Origin of the sequence: Flavobacterium sediminilitoris (assembly GCF_023008245.1) — a bacterium.
GTDB classification, from domain to species: domain Bacteria; phylum Bacteroidota; class Bacteroidia; order Flavobacteriales; family Flavobacteriaceae; genus Flavobacterium; species Flavobacterium sediminilitoris.
In genome coordinates this window covers 1-18,627 of the sequence record NZ_CP090145.1, presented here as the reverse complement: position 1 = coordinate 18,627, position 18,627 = coordinate 1, and the positions used below count along the sequence as shown (strand labels likewise).

17 protein-coding genes are annotated in these 18,627 nt (G+C 29.5%); 8 read left to right on the top strand and 9 right to left on the bottom strand.

Going from position 1 to position 18,627, the window contains the following annotated elements; translation table 11 throughout:
* Positions 1-204 precede the first annotated feature (204 nt).
* On the top strand, positions 205-936 hold the full coding sequence (locus LXD69_RS00085; protein ID WP_052705403.1) for a M949_RS01915 family surface polysaccharide biosynthesis protein: 732 nt from the start codon (positions 205-207) through the stop codon (positions 934-936).
* 115 nt (positions 937-1,051) lie between these two features.
* On the opposite strand, the gene LXD69_RS00080 is transcribed toward LXD69_RS00085, so the two are convergent.
* Positions 1,052-2,179 (bottom strand): hypothetical protein, encoded by a 1,128-nt coding sequence (locus tag LXD69_RS00080; protein WP_246916507.1) that lies wholly within the window; start codon positions 2,177-2,179, stop codon positions 1,052-1,054.
* Between the two features lie 41 nt (positions 2,180-2,220).
* Here LXD69_RS00080 and LXD69_RS00075 point away from each other — a divergent pair, with 41 nt between their 5' ends.
* Together LXD69_RS00075 and LXD69_RS00070 are read left to right on the top strand one after the other, a co-directional pair.
* A complete protein-coding gene (locus LXD69_RS00075) occupies positions 2,221-3,333 on the top strand; it encodes an acyltransferase family protein (RefSeq protein WP_246916505.1) in 1,113 nt (370 codons plus the stop codon).
* Positions 3,334-3,586: 253 nt separating this feature from the next.
* Complete coding sequence (locus LXD69_RS00070; protein WP_246916503.1) at positions 3,587-5,851, top strand: aconitate hydratase; 2,265 nt, start codon at positions 3,587-3,589, stop codon at positions 5,849-5,851.
* A gap of 69 nt (positions 5,852-5,920) precedes the next feature.
* Here the strand turns inward: LXD69_RS00070 and LXD69_RS00065 are convergent, their stop codons facing one another.
* Positions 5,921-6,586 (bottom strand): complement C1q domain-containing protein, encoded by a 666-nt coding sequence (locus tag LXD69_RS00065; protein WP_246916501.1) that lies wholly within the window; start codon positions 6,584-6,586, stop codon positions 5,921-5,923.
* A gap of 173 nt (positions 6,587-6,759) precedes the next feature.
* Between LXD69_RS00065 and LXD69_RS00060 the strand changes: the two genes are divergently transcribed.
* Positions 6,760-7,425 (top strand): Crp/Fnr family transcriptional regulator, encoded by a 666-nt coding sequence (locus LXD69_RS00060; protein WP_045972515.1) that lies wholly within the window; start codon positions 6,760-6,762, stop codon positions 7,423-7,425.
* Between the two features lie 37 nt (positions 7,426-7,462).
* Here LXD69_RS00060 and LXD69_RS00055 read toward each other — a convergent pair whose 3' ends face one another.
* From LXD69_RS00055 to LXD69_RS00045, 3 genes are all read right to left on the bottom strand, one after another.
* Positions 7,463-8,419, bottom strand: a complete 957-nt coding sequence (locus tag LXD69_RS00055; protein WP_246916499.1) for a carbon-nitrogen hydrolase family protein — start codon at positions 8,417-8,419, stop codon at positions 7,463-7,465.
* A gap of 294 nt (positions 8,420-8,713) precedes the next feature.
* Complete coding sequence (locus LXD69_RS00050) at positions 8,714-10,162, bottom strand: glyceraldehyde-3-phosphate dehydrogenase (protein WP_045972512.1); 1,449 nt, start codon at positions 10,160-10,162, stop codon at positions 8,714-8,716.
* 142 nt (positions 10,163-10,304) lie between these two features.
* A complete protein-coding gene (locus tag LXD69_RS00045) occupies positions 10,305-11,684 on the bottom strand; it encodes a Do family serine endopeptidase (protein WP_246916497.1) in 1,380 nt (459 codons plus the stop codon).
* 188 nt (positions 11,685-11,872) lie between these two features.
* On the opposite strand from LXD69_RS00045, the gene dapF reads away from it, so the two are divergent.
* The 4 genes from dapF (at position 11,873) to LXD69_RS00025 (ending at position 15,128) form a co-directional block, all read left to right on the top strand.
* On the top strand, positions 11,873-12,655 hold the full coding sequence (dapF, locus tag LXD69_RS00040; RefSeq protein ID WP_045972507.1) for a diaminopimelate epimerase: 783 nt from the start codon (positions 11,873-11,875) through the stop codon (positions 12,653-12,655).
* 21 nt (positions 12,656-12,676) lie between these two features.
* Entirely contained in the window at positions 12,677-13,207 is a 531-nt protein-coding gene (locus LXD69_RS00035; RefSeq protein ID WP_045972506.1) for a GNAT family N-acetyltransferase, read from the top strand.
* 10 nt (positions 13,208-13,217) lie between these two features.
* The gene (gene mltG, locus LXD69_RS00030; protein WP_246916495.1) at positions 13,218-14,258 is read left to right on the top strand and encodes an endolytic transglycosylase MltG; all 1,041 of its coding nucleotides are present in this window, start codon (positions 13,218-13,220) and stop codon (positions 14,256-14,258) included.
* 210 nt (positions 14,259-14,468) lie between these two features.
* Positions 14,469-15,128: a peptidoglycan-binding protein LysM gene (locus tag LXD69_RS00025; RefSeq protein ID WP_246916493.1), complete on the top strand. Its 660-nt coding sequence runs from the start codon at positions 14,469-14,471 to the stop codon at positions 15,126-15,128.
* A 4-nt stretch (positions 15,129-15,132) separates the two neighbouring features.
* Here the strand turns inward: LXD69_RS00025 and LXD69_RS00020 are convergent, their stop codons facing one another.
* The 4 genes from LXD69_RS00020 to dnaA all read right to left on the bottom strand — a co-directional run bounded on the left by LXD69_RS00020 (position 15,133) and on the right by dnaA (position 18,627).
* Complete coding sequence (locus LXD69_RS00020; protein WP_246916491.1) at positions 15,133-15,864, bottom strand: SAM-dependent methyltransferase; 732 nt, start codon at positions 15,862-15,864, stop codon at positions 15,133-15,135.
* Positions 15,865-15,943: 79 nt separating this feature from the next.
* Positions 15,944-16,624 (bottom strand): type II CRISPR-associated endonuclease Cas1, encoded by a 681-nt coding sequence (gene cas1, locus LXD69_RS00015; protein ID WP_246916489.1) that lies wholly within the window; start codon positions 16,622-16,624, stop codon positions 15,944-15,946.
* Positions 16,625-16,745: 121 nt separating this feature from the next.
* On the bottom strand, positions 16,746-17,198 hold the full coding sequence (locus tag LXD69_RS00010; protein ID WP_246916487.1) for a low molecular weight protein-tyrosine-phosphatase: 453 nt from the start codon (positions 17,196-17,198) through the stop codon (positions 16,746-16,748).
* A 1-nt stretch (position 17,199) separates the two neighbouring features.
* The gene (dnaA, locus tag LXD69_RS00005; protein ID WP_045972440.1) at positions 17,200-18,627 is read right to left on the bottom strand and encodes a chromosomal replication initiator protein DnaA; all 1,428 of its coding nucleotides are present in this window, start codon (positions 18,625-18,627) and stop codon (positions 17,200-17,202) included.

The window sequence follows — 18,627 nt, the reverse complement described above, 5'->3', positions numbered from 1 at the left end:
TTTCTAATTTTTCTATTTTAGTATGCTTTTAAGAGATGGTTAGAATTTATTCATTTATAAATTTTATTATCAAAAAGGATTAGGTTATATTGGGGCGACTGAAAAAGGAAAGTTGATTTCATGTATTACTCCAGAAAAATTTTAATTGTTTACTGTTGTCAATAGTAAATTTCACATCATCTGTTTAGCTTTATAAATAATTTTATGAAAAAAAATCTAGTATTATTTTTAGTATTTACATTTGGCTTGTTTTTTGGACAAAATAAAAATCATTCAGAAAAATTTAAAACTCTTGAACCAGATGTTTGGTTAAATATTTGGGATAAAGAAAATTCAGATAAATCCATTAAAATTGACACACTTTTTTACGATGAAATTCCAAAATACCTAGAATTTAGAGGAACAGTTGTGGAAGCATTAAGATGGAATGATGCTTTAGGAGAAAATATACTCATTCAAACAGTAACAGGTCATTTTAATTGGAAAGATTATGATGAGAATTTAACAGATTTTATGTTACAAGACAAATCCGAACTTTTTGCATATCTATTTCGAAAAAAAAGATCAGAAAATGAATTCAGTCGAGTTTGGAAACTATATGATTACAATAAATGTTACGGAGTAGATTGGTTTACAGGTTTTATTCCAAAAGCAACAACAATTACGGATATTGATAAAGATGGAATATCTGAAATTACTTTACCTTATGTTTTAATTTGTCGAGGTGGAATGGATCCAGGAGAAATGAAAATTATAATGTATGAAGATAATGTAAAATATGCTTTGAGAGGAACAACCATGCTTATGTGTAAAAGTAAAGAGCACTATGGAGGAGAATTTGAACCAAGTGATAATTTAAAAAAGGAAAGTACTCTATATGATTTTCTTAAAAAGCGTTGGGAAACTCATAAATGCGAAAATGATAGGTTTTATTAGAAACAATTAGTAAAAACAGCAATTATCCGCAATCTTATTTTATTCCAAAAACATGTTGTTTATGTTCTATACTTAAAAACACCTAGCTTTGGTTTAATAAATAGTTTAAAAACACCTACTTAATTTTATTTTCTAGCTCTTTGTCGTAAAAAAACAAAAACATACTTCCCATCATGTCTTCGTCGGTAATTGAAGTATTGTCTACATCTAAAACCAATTCATAATCATGGTTATTATATAACCAAACACCTTCGATTGAACTAAATGGTTCTACATTTTGTAATCCAATTTTATTTTTATAATTGGTTATTTCACTCTTAAAAATGTTCTTATTCAAAGTTTTATCATGCAAAGCAATAGATGTTGCGAAAGGATGAACATGAATAGCAGAATAATGCAATCGTAAGCTATCCTTTAGTTGTAACTGTTCATTAATAGAACTTCTATATGTGTTTTTTCCTTTAGGAATAATCCAATGACCTGATAACATGTTTCCCATATTGTCAGTATAATTATGGTATTTTGGATCCACAGGAATACATTGATTACTTCCTGAAGTTAATGTTTTATAAGGTGTTTCTTTATTATAAGGTAGTTGAATGTAAACAGTTCTACTCATTAAAGGCTTTTGAGTACCATCATATTTTTCATGAGTAATAGAAACTTCATGTTTTATTTTCTTAAAAATAGATTTATAATTATGATTTAAAGCTTGGGAAGTAATATGTAAGAAATCGTTTCCCATTATAGGAATGCCATAACCCTTTGGAAAATTAGAATGAATAAAACCATTTGATAAAGAAATTAATCTTGGATATTGTTTACCAATACGATCTTCTAAGTTCCAGTGAGAGTAATAGTTAGCGTCATTTAAATTAACATTCATGTGGCAAATAAAATCATTTGATATTTTTTCATTTGATTTTGCATCAATAGCTTTTATATCAAAACCTGTAATCCAAATTAAATCATTCTCTTGACTTAATTGTATATAACGAGATGCACTAGGCCCTTCCATAGATTTATAAATGTCATCAACTAAAAACGTTGGAGAAAGCATCTTATAATCTTGCGAAGTATTGTTTATTTCCCATTCATTACTAACTAATCCAAGCTTGTGAAGTAATGTAGTCTTTACTGCTGCTTTTTTCTTTTTGGATAACTGATAGTATCCAATTCCTGAACTAAAAGTAATAATTAGGAAAATAACTCCTAAATTTTTATATATCTTTGATTTTCTCATTAATTATATTTTCATCATAAACAAAAATAGCAAATTATATAATGAATGATAATAGTAAACAAAGAATTTTTGGATTAGACTTAATGAGAGCCATTGCAATAACAATGGTTTTATGTTCACATATACTTTGGATATATCCTTCAAAAAACAGATTTATTTCTAATATATTTGAAATGTTTGGACTTTGGGGTGTAGAAATCTTTTTTGTATTAAGTGGATTTTTAATTGGAGGAATTCTTTATAAAACATACACAAGCACTAACTTTAGTATAAATGAAGTTTTTATATTTTTAAAGAGAAGATGGTTTAGAACGTTGCCAAATTATTACCTAGTTTTAATAATTAATATTGTTGTTGCTACTTATATTGGTTATGAAATGGAATCTTTGTGGCGATATTTCTTTTTTTTACAGAATTTTAGCTCTACGATGTTACCTTTTTTTCCAGAGTCATGGAGTTTGTCTGTAGAAGAATTTACTTATTTACTTGTGCCAATTGTGCTTTTTTGTTCGTTGAAAATTAAAGTAAAAAACAAGTCAATTCGATTTCTATCTGTAATTATAATACTAATACTATTCTTCTTAATAACAAAAATAGTATATGCAGTAACAACAGATAATTCAAGTATGACACAATGGAATCTTTCTTTAAAATCGGTTGTTATATATAGAATAGATGCGATTTTGATAGGTTTCTTAATGTTTTGGATATCGTATAATTATAAGTCTTTTTGGGAAAAACATAAGAAATTATTCTTCTTAATAGGATGTGCTTTAATGGGATTTATTTTTCTTGGAATAGGAACGTTAAGAATTTTAATAGATACAAATCCATATTTTTGGAACATATTCTATTTGCCATTAAATTCAATATGTTTTGCAATGTTTTTACCTGTTTTATCCCAATGGAAAACATCAAAAAGTATATATGTAAAACCAGTTCAGTTTATTAGCCTAATATCATATTCAATATATTTAATTCACTATTGTATTGTTATGCAATTAATGAAATATTGGATTGATACCTCTTCTTTTTCTAATATACAACTTCATATGTTTACAATAGTTTATTTATTAGTAACTATAACAGCAAGCTTTTTATTGTATAAATTCTATGAAAAACCAATGACAAATCTAAGGGAAAATAAAATTTAACTTATTTTTTAGTTTTTATCTTTTTAGTCTTTTTCTTTAAAATTTGAGAATTTGATAAAATTTAATTTCTAAATTAAGAATTGTTTAATAAAAGGAGCTAAAAGACTGTTTTAATGAATAATTTTCAGTAAAATAGAATGTTTTTAAATAATATTTCTCAGAAAACATGCTTTTATTAAAAATTTTTAAATCTCGTTAAGATTACTTAAATTTGTACCACTTTAAAACTAATCACAAAATAAATTATAATAGTATGGCTTTCGATATAGAAATGATTGAAAAAGTGTATGCAACTATGGCGGAACGTGTTGATAAAGCACGTGAGTTAGTAGGTCGTCCACTTACATTGTCTGAAAAGATTTTATATTCGCATTTGTGGGAGAAAACACCTTCACAAGCATTTACAAGAGGAAAAGACTATGTGGATTTTGCTCCAGATAGAGTAGCATGTCAAGATGCAACAGCTCAAATGGCGTTATTACAGTTTATGCATGCAGGTAAAAAAACGGTAGCTGTGCCTACAACAGTGCATTGTGATCACTTGATCCAAGCAAAAGTAGGAGCAGATGCAGATTTAACACGCGCAAAGTCACAATCAAGTGAAGTTTTCGATTTCTTATCTTCAGTTTCTAATAAATATGGGATTGGGTTTTGGAAGCCAGGTTCAGGAATTATTCATCAAATCGTTTTAGAAAATTATGCCTTCCCAGGTGGAATGATGATTGGTACCGATTCTCATACAGTTAATGCAGGAGGATTAGGAATGTTAGCTATTGGTGTTGGTGGTGCTGATGCTGTTGATGTAATGTCTGGAATGTCTTGGGAATTAAAGTTTCCAAAATTAATCGGAGTTAAATTAACAGGTAAATTAAATGGATGGACTGCTCCTAAAGACGTTATCTTAAAAGTAGCTGATATTCTTACTGTAAAAGGTGGAACTGGAGCTATTGTTGAATATTTTGGAGAAGGTGCAGAATCAATGTCATGTACTGGAAAAGGAACAATTTGTAACATGGGAGCAGAAATTGGAGCTACAACTTCAACTTTTGGATACGATGATTCAATGCGTAGATACTTAGCAGCAACGGATCGTCAAGATGTAGTAAATGCAGCAGATAAAGTAGCTGAATATTTAACAGCAGACAAAGAAGTATATGCTAATCCAGAACAGTATTTTGATCAATTAATTGAAATCAATTTATCGGAATTAGAACCACATATCAATGGTCCTTTTACACCAGATAGAGGTACTCCAGTTTCAAAAATGAAAGAGGAAGCAGCTGCTAATGGTTGGCCAGTAAAAGTGGAATGGGGATTAATAGGATCTTGTACAAACTCATCTTATGAAGATATGTCTCGTGCAGCTTCAATTGTAGAACAAGCAGTTGCTCATGGAATTTCTCCAAAAGCTGAATTTGGAATTAACCCAGGTTCAGAGCAAATTCGCTATACAATTGAAAGAGATGGAATTATTGCTACTTTCGAAAAAATGGGAACTAAAGTATTTACAAATGCTTGTGGGCCATGTATTGGACAGTGGGATAGAGAAGGAGCTGATAAAGAAGAGAAGAATACTATTGTTCACTCGTTTAATAGAAACTTCTCTAAACGTGCAGATGGTAACCCAAATACACATGCTTTTGTAACATCACCAGAAATGGTTGCTGCTTTAGCAATTTCAGGAAGATTAGATTTTAATCCTTTAACAGACGCTTTGTTAAATGATAAAGGAGAAGAAGTTAGGTTAAATCCTCCAAAAGGAGATGAATTACCAAACAAAGGATTTGATGTAGAAGATGCAGGTTTTCAAGCACCAGCAGCCGATGGATCATCTGTAGAAGTTGTAGTTTCTCCTACGTCGGAAAGACTACAGTTGTTGGAGCCTTTTAAACCATGGAATGGTGAAAATATTACAGGGGCTAAATTGTTAATAAAAGCATTTGGTAAATGTACAACAGATCATATTTCTATGGCAGGACCATGGTTACGTTTCCGTGGACATTTAGATAATATTTCAAATAATATGCTGATTGGAGCAGTAAATGCATTCAATCAACAAACAAATAAAGTTAAGAATCAACTAACAGGCGATTATGATGCAGTTCCTGCTGTTGCAAGAGCATATAAAGCTGCTGGTGTTGATTCAATTGTTGTAGGAGATCATAATTACGGAGAAGGTTCTTCTCGTGAGCATGCAGCAATGGAGCCTCGTTTCTTAGGAGTTACTGCTGTTTTGGTAAAATCATTTGCACGTATTCATGAAACAAACCTTAAAAAACAAGGTATGTTAGGATTAACATTTGCTAACGAAGCAGATTATGATAGAATTCAAGAAGATGATACAGTTAACTTTTTAGACTTAACTTCTTTTGCACCAGGAAAACCTTTAACATTAGAATTTGTTCATGCTGATGGATCTAAAGATGTAATTTTGGCTAATCATACATATAATGAAGGGCAGATAGAATGGTTTAAAGCAGGTTCTGCATTAAACTTAATAGCTGCTGGAAAAGCTTAATTTATAATAAATAATAAATATGAAAGCGCTCAATTGAGCGCTTTTTTGTTGAAATAAAGAATTAATAATTTATCTAATTTGTTGAATAGTAAAATAGCAATCTTCACTTGTTCCTAGAATGCTGACATTAAGTAAATCGCTTACAATATTAAATGTAATGTCGTCTCCAGCAGCCAATGAAACAAGTGTTTCTGAACTTCTAATAGGTGGTGTTACATTAATGCTTAATACGCTAAGATTTGCATAACTGTTTTGAGAAACTACAGTTCCGTTTTTTACAATAGCAACACCAAAGTTTGTAGCCGCACCTACTGCTGAAGTTGATTTTATTTGTACTTTGATAGAATAAATTCCATTTTGTTTAGCAACAAAGCTATTTGTAGTGGTATTGAACTCAGAGTTTACATCAAATTCGGCATTGTCAAAAGGGATTTTTACTTTGTTAGATATAAGATTTAAACTTACTGTAGAACTAGTAGAAAAAGAGCCTTTTATAGCAGATTTAAGGTAACTATTAACAATATTTTGGGAAGATATTCTTTTGAGGTTTCCTAAATTGTCTACCACTAAGACAGAATCTTTTGCTGCTGGTTCGTTAGTTGTTAATGGAATTGTTCTGACTCTAAATTCTCCATTTACATCTAATTCTTTTGTAGGTGATGATGTTCCTATTCCTACTTGAGCTAGTAAAGGAAAGTAGGTAAGGATTAAAATGAGTAGTATTTTTTTTTTCATAAAGTTGTTTGTTTTTTAAAATTATAATTGTTTGTTTTTGAGTTTATTATCAAAGATAATTACTGTTATAGTTAATATTTTACAACTATAATGTGTATTTTGTTAAAGTATTGAGGTATTGTTATTTATGATTGTTTTGTTAAAATGTTTAACTTTGAATAAATAAATTAAATATGAATTCACTTTGGTTTTTTGAAGATGTTAATCTATTCGGAATATTGTGCCCACATAATTTTAAAGAGTATAAAAAGACTCATCAGTTTAATGATTTCAATAAAAATGATTATGTTTATTTTGAAGATGACAGTGCGGATAAGATTTATTTAATTAGTTCAGGAAAAATCAAGATAGGTTACGTAACAGAAGAAGGGGATGAAATTATTTTAGCTATTTTGTCTAGAGGAGAAATTTTTGGAGAGAAAGCAATCTTAGGTGAAGATAAAAGAAATGAATTTGCACAAGCAATTGAAGATAACACTACTGTTTGTCCTATTACATCTGATTTAATGATAGAGTTATTAAGAGAAAATAGAGAATTCAGTTTGAAGATATATAAGTTTATTGGTTTTAGGTTTAAAAAACTAGAAAGAAGACTTCAATTGTTGCTTTTTAAAGACACAAAAACTAGGCTTAAAGAATATGTAAAAGAAATGGCAGAAGATTTTGGGTATAAAAATCAAGTTTCTGGGGATATTGTGATAAAACATCCTTATACTCAAAAAGAAATTGCAGCATTAATAGGTACTTCTAGACCTACATTAAATATTTTACTTAATGAATTAAAAGAAGAAGAATATTTAAATTTTAATAGAAAGGAAATTATTCTAAGAAGTAGTTAGACTAAAAATAAAAGTTTCAAGAAATCCTTACTATTTTTTAATCTATAATTTGAATAATCGATTGTCGTTCTCTATTTATAATTAGTTTTGTTACATCAGGTCTGGAATAATGTCCAACACAATCAAAATTTTGTCTTTCCTCTAATACTTTTTGAAAATCTATATCGGCAATTATTAATCCTTCTTTATTGATAACAGGAGCAATAATCCATTCTCCATCTGGTCCGGCGATACAAGAGCCGCCATTTGCTAATACGTCAGGACAATTTTCAAGTATTTTGTTTAAATGAGGAGTATCTTCGGGAAAGTTTTCTTTTTTCATTAAACCAGATACAGAAACAACAAAAGAACGAGATTCTTTTGCAATGAATTTTGTAATATCAGCCGTATTGTTCTCTGATCCTGGCCAAACAGCAATATGAAGATTTTCTCCCATTCCATACAAAGCAGTTCTAGCTAATGGCATCCAATTTTCCCAGCAATTCAGTCCGCCAACAGTAAAGTTTTTTAATTCATGTACTTGTAGTCCATTACCGTCACCCATTGCCCAAGTTAATCGTTCTTCAAATGTAGGTTGTAATTTTCGATGTATAGATTTTATTTTTCCCAAAGAATTAATGTATACTAATGAACAATAAATGCTATGACCTCCACGGTTTTTTGCACGTTCCATTAACCCTAGATAAATTGCAATTTTGTACTTTTTTGCCAATTCGCATATAGTATCTAATTCTCCAATTTCTATTTGAATTGAGTTTTTTACATAATGTGCATGAATCTCTTTTTGTTGAGAATTGTTAAAAGTAGCCCCATTTGTAATGGAAAGCCAAAAAGGATAGCCAGGTAAAAAAGATTCTCCAAAAACAATTAGTTCACATTTGTTTTTACCTGCTTCTTCTATTGTCTTTTTAATTTTTTTAATAGTTTTTTGCTTGTTTAACCAAACAGGTGAAATTTGTGCTATTGCAATTTTTAATTTGTTATTCTTCTCCATTTTTAGTTAGATTTTAAAAGTGAAAATACTATTTGTAAAGTAAAACTATTAAAAAGAAAGAAATGTTAGTCATCTAACATTGTCTTGAAAAGAATAATTATAAGTTTGTTTTAATATTTGATTAATAAATGAATAGTTTATAATAGCAGAACTTGACATTTACTATGTTGAAAATTTTAGTTATCAAACACTTAACATTTTTAAAAGTAGTAGAAAATTAACCGATTATTAACTATAAAAAAAGCGCGCTCAATAATCTATTGAGCGCGCTTTTGATTTAAATATTTGTATCTACTAATAGTAAGTATATCTTCTTACTTTAGAAATATATTTAGCTAATCTTATTACTTGGTGACTATAACCATATTCATTGTCATACCATACATACATAACAATGTTTTTTCCATCTGCGGAAACAATTGTAGCATTGCTATCATAAATTGATGGAGCAGGTGTGCCTACTATATCAGAAGAAACTAATTCATTATTTAATGAATATTTAATTTGCTCAACAAGATTTCCTTCAAGAGCATATTTTTTCATAATATTATTTAACTCATCAACAGAAGTTTCTTTGTTAACTTCTAAGTTTAAAACTACTAGTGATCCATTTGGAACAGGAACACGGATAGCATTTGAAGTTAGTTTTCCAGCTAAATTAGGTAGTGCTTTTGCAACCGCGCTTCCAGCTCCAGTTTCTGTGATTACCATGTTTAAAGCTGCTGAACGACCTCTTCTGTATTTTTTGTGCATATTATCAACCAAATTTTGGTCGTTAGTATATGCGTGTATTGTTTCAATATGTCCTTTAACAACTCCTAAAGTATCTTCAACTACTTTTAAAATAGGGGTAATAGCATTTGTAGTACAAGAAGCTGCAGAGTAAATATTAGTTTCGTCAGGATTAAATTCTTTATGATTTACTCCATAAACAATATTTGGAACTCCTTTTCCTGGAGCAGTTAATAATACTTTCTTAACTCCTTTAGAAACTAAATGACGTTGTAGTGCTTCTTCTGTTGTGAAAGCACCTGTATTGTCGATCACTAAAGCGTCTTCAATACCATATTGTGTATAATCAATTTCTTCTGGAGAGTTTGCTGTAATAAGATGAACAGTTGTTCCGTTAACAATTAAAGCGCTATTTTCTGGGTCAGCTTGAACAGAACCTTCGAAATCTCCATGAACAGAGTCATAGCGTAATAATGAAGCTCTTTTTTCTATTAAAGTTGCATCATTTTTATCACGAGTAACAATTGCTCTTAATCGTAACTGTTGTCCTTTTCCTATTTTGCTCATCATTTCACGAGCTAATAATCGGCCAATACGACCAAAACCATAAAGAACGACATCTTTAGGTTTAATTTCATGATAGTCTTTTGCATTCTTTAATTTATCGATTACAAAAGCTTTAGCATCATTATATTTGTCATCTTCTAAATGATATTCATAAGTAAGTTTTCCAATATCAATTTTTGATGGTGGTAAATCTAAGCTATTAATGGCTTCAGCAATTTCTACTGAATCAAAAACATTAATTGGTTTTCCAACAAATTCACCAGCATATTCATGTAAGTTTATGATGTCGCTAACATTTCTATCAATTAGTTGATTTCTAAATAAAACTAACTCGATAGACTTGTCGTACCATAAATCACTAATAATCTTAATGAACTCTACACATGCTTTTCTTCTATCAGCTTGAAAAGCAAGTTCTTTCTCGTATAAATTGTTATTACTCATGAAGTAAAAAATATAATTGTGTTGTTTTGAAAAATTTATACAAAAATATAGTTTTCAAACGTTTTCGTGAAATTTTTTGTGATTTTTGTGAATAAAAAAACCAGTCCGTATTTAGACTGGTTTAGTATTATTATTTTTAAAATTAAAAAATAGCCTGAATTAGTTGTCCTTTTTTCGTAATGATTCTATATTGAGATTTAGGACTTTTTTTACTTTTTAAGTAGCGAGTTAATTTTTCAATGTCGTCTACTTTTCTTCCATCTACACTTAGAATAATACTACCTTCTAATTCTGTTGCATAGTCTATAATTTCTTCATTATTAACTGATTTTATTTTAACACCTGAATCTATCTTGAATTGTTTTTTATCGTTTGAAGAAATATCTTCAAATTCAACTCCGTTAAATTCATAAATTAAAAGCTCTTTTTTTGTAAGTTTAACAGGAATCGTTTTTTCATTACCATCTCTAATTACGGTTACATTTACAACTTCGTCTGGACGTTTTGTATTGATATATGACGTTAATTCAGAGAAACCATTGATTTTTTTATTATCTAATTCAATGATTACATCTCCTGATTTTAAGCCTGCTTTTTCAGCTCCAGATTTTTTTGTAACACCTTCAATATAGAATCCTCGTGATTGTTTAGAACCAATTTCTTCTGCAAATGTACTATTTAATTCACGACCTTCAACACCTAATATTCCTCTTTGAACATTACCAAACTGCATTAAATCTTCAATAATTTTTCTAGTAATATTTGAAGGAACAGCAAAAGAATATCCTGTATAACTTCCAGTAGGAGAGGAAATCATAGTGTTAATTCCTATAAGCTCACCACGAGTGTTTACTAAAGCACCACCACTATTTCCAGGATTTACAGCAGCATCAGTTTGAATAAATGATTGTAATCCTTCATTGCTTAAGTCACGTGCTTTTGCAGATATGATTCCTGCTGTTACAGTTGATGTTAAATTATATGGATTACCAACAGCAAGAACCCATTCGCCTACTTTAACACTTTCGGAATCTCCAAATATAATATAAGGTAACTTTTCGTCAGCATCAATTTTAATTAATGCAATATCCATTTTAGAATCGGTACCAATTAGTTTTGCTTTGTAGCTTTTGTTGTTATTTAAAGTAACTTCAAGTTCGCTCGCATTATCAATTACGTGATTATTAGTAACAATATAGCCATCTTCGGAAATGATAACTCCTGAGCCTGTTCCTACTTGCATTTGTCTTTCAGTTCCGCCCCTCATTCCGAAAATAAACTCTAATGGATCTCTATAAATGCGTTGATTTGTCATGTTTTTTACGTGTACAACACTATGAATGGTGCTTTCCGCAGCATCAGTAAAATTAATATTTTCAGAACCTAGGCTAACATTTCTTGCGTAGTTTGGCGCTACAGTAATTGTTGATCCATTTTTAGGTTCAATAAAAAATTTATATGCGCCTAATGTAATGGCACCACTTAATAATGATACTAAAAATATACTTCCTAATCTTTTCATAATAATTTAATAATTTATTTTCATTGTAAAGTTAAATACAAAAAATTAACAAAAAATCAGTTTAACGCTCGCTTAACAATGTTTAACATCTTTTTAATAATTGAAGCTGGAAAATTAAAATATTTTGAAGATTATAGAATTGTATCTTATAATCTTATTTTATCTTTGTTCTAATTAAAAAAAGGAACATGAGTCTTATATTTTACAAATATCAAGGAACAGGAAATGATTTTGTTATGATTGATAACCGTCAAAGTACATTTCCCAAAAATAATACCAAACTTGTTGCAAAATTATGTGATAGAAAATTTGGCATAGGTGCTGACGGACTTATTTTGTTAGAGAATCATGATAAGTATGATTTTAAAATGGTCTATTATAATGCAGATGGGAATGAAAGTAGTATGTGTGGTAATGGTGGTAGATGTTTAGTCGCATTTGCGAAACAATTAGATATTGTGAAAGATGAAGCAACATTTGAAGCTATTGATGGTTACCATTATGCAACAATTAGTAGTGATAATATAGTATCATTACAAATGAAAGATGTGTCAAATGTGACATTAAATGAAGGATATATTTTTTTAGATACAGGTTCTCCACATCATGTTGAATTGGTTGAAAATCTAGAAAATTTTGATGTTAAGAATATTGGTGCTAAAATTCGTTATTCTGATTTATATGGTAAAGAAGGAAGTAATATTAATTTTGTGAAACAAATTGACAGTGACAAATTTGCAGTTCGTACCTATGAAAGAGGAGTAGAGGATGAAACTTTATCATGCGGAACAGGTGTAACTGCTGTAGCAATAGGAATGTATAAAACTCAAAAAACCAACTCTAATAATGTAAAACTTCAGGTTGAAGGAGGAGATTTAGAGGTTCGTTTTAAAGAAGAGAATGGAAAATTTACAAACGTATTTCTTATAGGACCTGCTATTCTTGTTTTTAAAGGAACTATTGAAGTTTAAATGTAATTTAAGTTAAAATAATTGGTAACATTAAAAGGAAATACAATTCATTTAAGAGCTCTTGAACCAGAAGATTTAGAGTTTGTCTATGTAATAGAGAATGATGAATCTATCTGGGAAATTAGTAATACGCAAGTGCCTTATAGTCGTTTTTTAATTCGACAATATTTAGAAAATGCTCATCAAGATATTTATGAAGCAAAACAACTTCGTTTGGTAGTTTGTTTAAACGATACTACTAGTGCAATTGGATTAATTGACTTATTTGATTTTGATCCCAAAAATAATCGTGCAGGAATTGGAATTTTAATTCAGAATATTGAGAACAGATCAAAAGGAATAGGTACTGAAGCATTAGCGTTATTAATTGATTATTCATTTAAGCAATTGCAATTACATCAGCTTTATGCAAATATTGGAATTGAAAATGAACATAGTCTGCAACTTTTTTCTAAATTTGGGTTTGAAAAAATAGGAATAAAAAAAGACTGGAATAAAGTGAATGGAATTTATCACGACGAGCTAATATTTCAGTTAATTAATAATCAATAAATCGATAAAATTGAATTTAAAAAGAATCATTGCTTTTGTAGCAATAATAGGAATAGTAGTTGCTGCAATAGTATCATATTATGTTTATAATAAAGCATTTGTACCAAATACGAAATTTTCAGAAAAAGAAGTATATGTTTATATTCCTACAAATGCTAATTATGAAGAGGTTAAAGAACTGTTAAGTCCATATTTAAAAGATAGTAATAATTTCGATTTTGTAGCAACAAATAGAAAATACGCTCAAAATATAAAAGCAGGTAAATTTTTGTTAAAAGAAGGAATGACAAATTTTGATATTATAAGAGCGTTACGTTATAATATTCCTGTGAAAGTAGCTTTTAATAATCAAGAAAGTATTGGGAAATTGGCACAACGATTAGCTTCTCAAACTGAACCAGATAGTCTCGCTTTTATACAAGCTTTTACGAATCCAGATTTTTTAGCTGAAAATGATTTTTCTGAAGAGAATATTTTGGCTATGTTCATCCCTAATACATATGAATTTTATTGGAATACATCAGCAACAAAAGTAGCAGATAAAATGGCAAAGGAGTATAGAAAATTTTGGAATAATGAAAGAAAATTGAAAGCATTGAACCATGATTTAACGCCTATTGAAGTTTCAGTTTTGGCTTCAATTGTACATAAAGAAACAGCTAAAGTAAGTGAAAGACCAAGGGTTGCAGGTGTTTATTTAAATAGATTAACAACAGGAATGCCATTACAAGCAGATCCAACTATTATTTATGCTATTAAAAGTAAAACAGGCGATTTTGATCAAGTTATAAAAAGAGTATTATATGATGATTTAAAAATAATATCTCCATATAATACTTATATAAATTTAGGTTTGCCACCAGGACCAATTACAATGCCTGATATTTCAGCTATAGATGCTGTTTTAAACGCTGAAAAACACGATTATTTATATTTTTGTGCTAGTCCAGATAATCCAGGATATCATGCATTTGCATCAAATTATACCCAACATCAAATTAATGCAAGAAAATATAGTGAATGGGTAAATAAACTTGGAATTAATAGATAATGTTCAAACATATTATGTGATTTTATGTCCTAATTAGATATAAAATTTTAGAACTATATTTTTTCTAAAGGGTTAATTTTAAAGGGCTGAAACATGATAAAAAATGTTTTTAGAAAAGTTTAACACCTTGCAAATCAATATTATAAAATTTTACGTATCTTTGCCCTCGCAAATTTCAGTGAAGTGACAGTTCCTGAGAAATGGTAATTTATGGTAAGAAAAGGTTCATATTTTTTAGGATTGACCGTCCTAGTAGTATTAGTTTCATCAGGATTCAATTCTTTTGAAACTGAAAAAGTAGAAGGATTTCATTTAGAGGAAAACGAAATAGTTTCCTATCACGTAAGAAGTGAAAATGAGGATGAAATCGAAACTGAAACAGTAAATAAAGAGATTGCTGTTCCTTATGTGGGAAAAACTTTTGTAGGCTTTAAACAAGCACTAGCATTTAAAGAATCTCGAGGTATTCTAACAATGGTTAATCCTTATGGATACATGGGGAGATACCAATTTGGAAAGAGTACATTACGCTCTATTGGAATTTATGATTTTCAAGAATTTTTAAGAAACGCTGATTGGCAAGATAAAGCTTTTAAAGCTTTATTAGCTAAAAATAAGTGGGAGTTAAGAAAGGAAATTGAAAAATATTGCGGTAGAGTAATTAACGGAGTAAAGATTACAGAATCAGGATTATTAGCAGCTGCACATTTAGGTGGAGCAGGATCAGTTAAAAAATACCTGAGAAGTAATGGAAGAAACGGATTCAAAGATGGTTTTGGAACTTCATTAAGAAGTTACATTAAGAAATTTGGAGGATATGACGTTTCTCATATCCCAGCAAATAGAAATGCAAAAGTTAAATTAAGTTAATATTTTACATTTTGTGAATAATAAAAATGCAAGGTCGCTTATGTAAGTCGACCTTGTCTTTTTTCCACTCTTTTATAGTTTTAGTTTTAATATATTCTGTAGGTAAAGTAATATCACAAGCAATGCATAAATGTGTAGAAGGCTGTAATATTTGAATTAAATCTTCTAGTAATTTATTGTTCCTATAAGGAGTTTCTATAAATAATTGCGATTGATTTCTTTCTTGTGATAAACGCTCAAAATGTTTAAGCTCATTCTTCTTCTCATGGGCATCAATAGGTAAATATCCGTTAAAAGCAAAACTTTGTCCATTCATGCCACTTGCCATTAAGGCTAGCAAAATAGAACTAGGTCCAACTAATGGCACTACTTGAATACCTTTTTCATGGGCTAATTTTACAATTACTGCTCCAGGATCGGCAATACCTGGACATCCAGACTCACTTAATAAACCGATGCTTTTACCATTTAATAAAGGTTTGATAAAATCATAGTGCTCAGCTATTTCAGTATGCTTATTCAAAACAGAAATATTTAATTCTGGTTGTTTTTTCTCAGGATGAATACTTTTTATAAACCTACGGGCTGTTTTTTCATTTTCAACAATATAATAATCAATAAAATCAATAGCTCTTTTTACAGTATGAGGTAAAACATCCTCAGGAACTACAGTTGTTTCACCAGGATTAGACAATGTACAAGGAATTAAGTATAGTTTGCCAAAAGAAGTGTTCATCGATTATTTGTTTAATTTTTGCAAAAATACAAAAAAAGTCCCACCGAAGCAGGACTAAAGATTTTCATCTACAACAGGTTTAAAAAGGTTCTATTATATCATCTGCCAATGCAAAAGCATTGTATTTGCTTTTATGATGTATGCCAAGTGTATTTAATAATCCACTACCTGATAAAGCTCTAGCAGTTGCTGCTCTTAAGATAGCATAACCATAGTTAAGAAAATTGTTAGGGTAATCGCCAAAACGTTCTCTCTTAAATTTAGATGATTTACTGTTCTTTGCGTCAAAAAAGGTTTTCCAGTAAAAACTAGCTGCAACACCTTCCATATTTGTAGTGTCTCCACTTAATACTTTTGATGCTAAGTAAGAAAAATGATTTGATTTTTCTGTGATGTGTGACAGTAGAATACCTTGATTATTTATTTTCTCAATAATAGTTTGTTGCCAAAGTTGCTTTTTTAATGGAATGCTAGCGTTAATTTGTTGTTTGAAAATTTCTTGTTGTACATGATGACTATTTAGATTTAAAAACATTCCATTTGGTAAATGATTTGTATTACAGATGATTACAGAAGTATTGTTCTCAATGAGTAAATTTAATGCAGGAATGCTAATATAAATTTCAGGATTATCAATTACTATAAAACCAATATCTTCAATAGGAATAGTACTTTCTCTACTTTCCGATTTTATTATAAGTTGGATATTTTTAGTGTTAATAGAAGCTTTGTTTTCGAGTAATATAGATTTTTTTAGCATTTTTTATTGCTAATCTATTTAAAATCAATAGTTTTTCTTTACGGTTTTCCGTAAATAGAAAAATGGGTAAAGCTTTTAGTTTTAATTTTAGATAATATGAATGTAAAATAGAAAGAGAATACTATAATTTTTTCACAATAACATTACAAGCTTCATCGAGCATTTTAAATACTTCTTCAAAACCATCTTGTCCACCATAATATGGATCAGGAACTTCTATGTTTTTATTAGGGAAAAGTTCGTTTAAGATAAGTTTTACTTTTGATTTTGCCATCTCACTTGGAGCAAGAGATAAGATGTTTTTGTAGTTAGATATATCCATTGTATAAATATAATCAAAATCTTCAAAATCAGTTAACTTAAACTGTCTAGCTCTTTGATTTGTTATGTCTATTCCGTGTTTTTTTGCAGTTTCTATCGAACGTTTATCAGGTAATTGACCCGCATGCCAACCACCTGTTCCGGCAGAGTCTATAATAAATTGATCTTTTGGCAACTTACTTTGTAATATGCCTTCAGCAAGAGGTGAACGACAAATATTACCTAAGCAAACCATTAAGATTTTTGTACTCATTTTATAATGACAACTTTTTATTTATATCATCTACAAATTTGCGAAATTGTTTATCTGTAGTAACTAAATTATCAACCGTCTTACATGCATGTAAAACAGTGGCATGATCTCTATCTCCAATTTGGTTTCCAATATTTGCTAATGATGACTTTGTATATTTCTTAGCAAAAAACATAGCTAACTGACGTGCTTGTACAACATGTCTTTTTCTTGTTTTAGATTGTAATGTTTCAATATCTAATTGGAAATAATCAGAAACTACTTTTTGTATATAGTCAATAGAGATTTCTCGTTTAACATTCTTAACAAATTTTTCTACAACTTGTTTTGCAAGTTCAATAGTAACTTCTCTTTTATTGAAAGAAGATTGAGCAATTAATGAAATAATAGCACCTTCTAATTCGCGAACATTAGATTTTATATTTTTTGCGACATATTCTATAATATCTTCAGGCATTTCAACACCATCTCTAAATAAGATATTTTTTAAGATAGAAATACGAGTTTCATAATCAGGTTGATGCAACTCTGCTGATAATCCCCATTTGAAGCGTGATAATAAACGTTGTTCAATATCTTGCATATCAACAGGTGCTTTATCTGATGTTAAGATAACTTGCTTACCATTTTGATGTAAATGATTGAATATGTGAAAGAATACATCTTGTGTTCCTGTTTTTCCAGATAAGAATTGTACATCATCAATTATTAAAACATCAATTAATTGATAGAAGTGAATAAAATCATTTCTAGTATTCTTTTTAACAGAATCTATATATTGTTGTGTAAAAATTTCTGCTGAAATATATAAAACAGTTTTTTCAGGAAATTTATCTTTAATCTCTACACCTATTGCATGTGCTAAATGCGTTTTTCCTAATCCAACTCCTCCAAAAATTAATAAAGGGTTAAATGATGTTCCTCCAGGTTTGTTTGCAACAGCTAAACCAGCACTTCTAGCTAAACGATTAGAATCTCCCTCAAGGAAATTATCGAAGCTATAATTAGCATTTAATTGAGAATCAATATTAATATTTCTAATACCAGGAATAATAAAAGGATTTTTCAATTCAGGGTTTTTCTGAACTATAGGTACATCTACTTCTTGTGTTTTTACAGGTTGTCTATTGTTACTAGGAATTTGTTCAGTGAATGGAAGTTTATTACCATAGGTATTTTCCATTCTAATTTTATATAATAATTTTGCACTTGGACCAAGTTCTTTAGTAAGTGCAACTTTTAAAAGTTTAACATAGTGTTCTTCTAGCCATTCATAAAAGAATTTACTAGGAACCTGAATAGAAAGCGCATTGTCATTTAAGTCAACCGACTGTATGGGTTCAAACCATGTTTTGTAGGCTTGCTCCTGAATGTTATCCTTTATGAATAGCAGACAATTTTTCCATACCGATTGCGCAGTTTTATCCAT

What these genes read in the sequence shown, in the direction of transcription:
- LXD69_RS00085 (WP_052705403.1), top strand. Translation starts at nt 205, where the DNA reads ATGAAAAAAAATCTAGTATTATTTTTAGTATTTACATTTGGCTTGTTT.
- LXD69_RS00080 (WP_246916507.1), bottom strand. Translation starts at nt 2,179, where the DNA reads ATGAGAAAATCAAAGATATATAAAAATTTAGGAGTTATTTTCCTAATT.
- LXD69_RS00075 (WP_246916505.1), top strand. Translation starts at nt 2,221, where the DNA reads ATGAATGATAATAGTAAACAAAGAATTTTTGGATTAGACTTAATGAGA.
- LXD69_RS00070 (WP_246916503.1), top strand. Translation starts at nt 3,587, where the DNA reads ATGGCTTTCGATATAGAAATGATTGAAAAAGTGTATGCAACTATGGCG.
- LXD69_RS00065 (WP_246916501.1), bottom strand. Translation starts at nt 6,586, where the DNA reads ATGAAAAAAAAAATACTACTCATTTTAATCCTTACCTACTTTCCTTTA.
- LXD69_RS00060 (WP_045972515.1), top strand. Translation starts at nt 6,760, where the DNA reads ATGAATTCACTTTGGTTTTTTGAAGATGTTAATCTATTCGGAATATTG.
- LXD69_RS00055 (WP_246916499.1), bottom strand. Translation starts at nt 8,419, where the DNA reads ATGGAGAAGAATAACAAATTAAAAATTGCAATAGCACAAATTTCACCT.
- LXD69_RS00050 (WP_045972512.1), bottom strand. Translation starts at nt 10,162, where the DNA reads ATGAGTAATAACAATTTATACGAGAAAGAACTTGCTTTTCAAGCTGAT.
- LXD69_RS00045 (WP_246916497.1), bottom strand. Translation starts at nt 11,684, where the DNA reads ATGAAAAGATTAGGAAGTATATTTTTAGTATCATTATTAAGTGGTGCC.
- dapF (WP_045972507.1), top strand. Translation starts at nt 11,873, where the DNA reads ATGAGTCTTATATTTTACAAATATCAAGGAACAGGAAATGATTTTGTT.
- LXD69_RS00025 (WP_246916493.1), top strand. Translation starts at nt 14,469, where the DNA reads ATGGTAAGAAAAGGTTCATATTTTTTAGGATTGACCGTCCTAGTAGTA.
- LXD69_RS00020 (WP_246916491.1), bottom strand. Translation starts at nt 15,864, where the DNA reads ATGAACACTTCTTTTGGCAAACTATACTTAATTCCTTGTACATTGTCT.
- cas1 (WP_246916489.1), bottom strand. Translation starts at nt 16,624, where the DNA reads ATGCTAAAAAAATCTATATTACTCGAAAACAAAGCTTCTATTAACACT.
- LXD69_RS00010 (WP_246916487.1), bottom strand. Translation starts at nt 17,198, where the DNA reads ATGAGTACAAAAATCTTAATGGTTTGCTTAGGTAATATTTGTCGTTCA.
- dnaA (WP_045972440.1), bottom strand. Translation starts at nt 18,627, where the DNA reads ATGGATAAAACTGCGCAATCGGTATGGAAAAATTGTCTGCTATTCATA.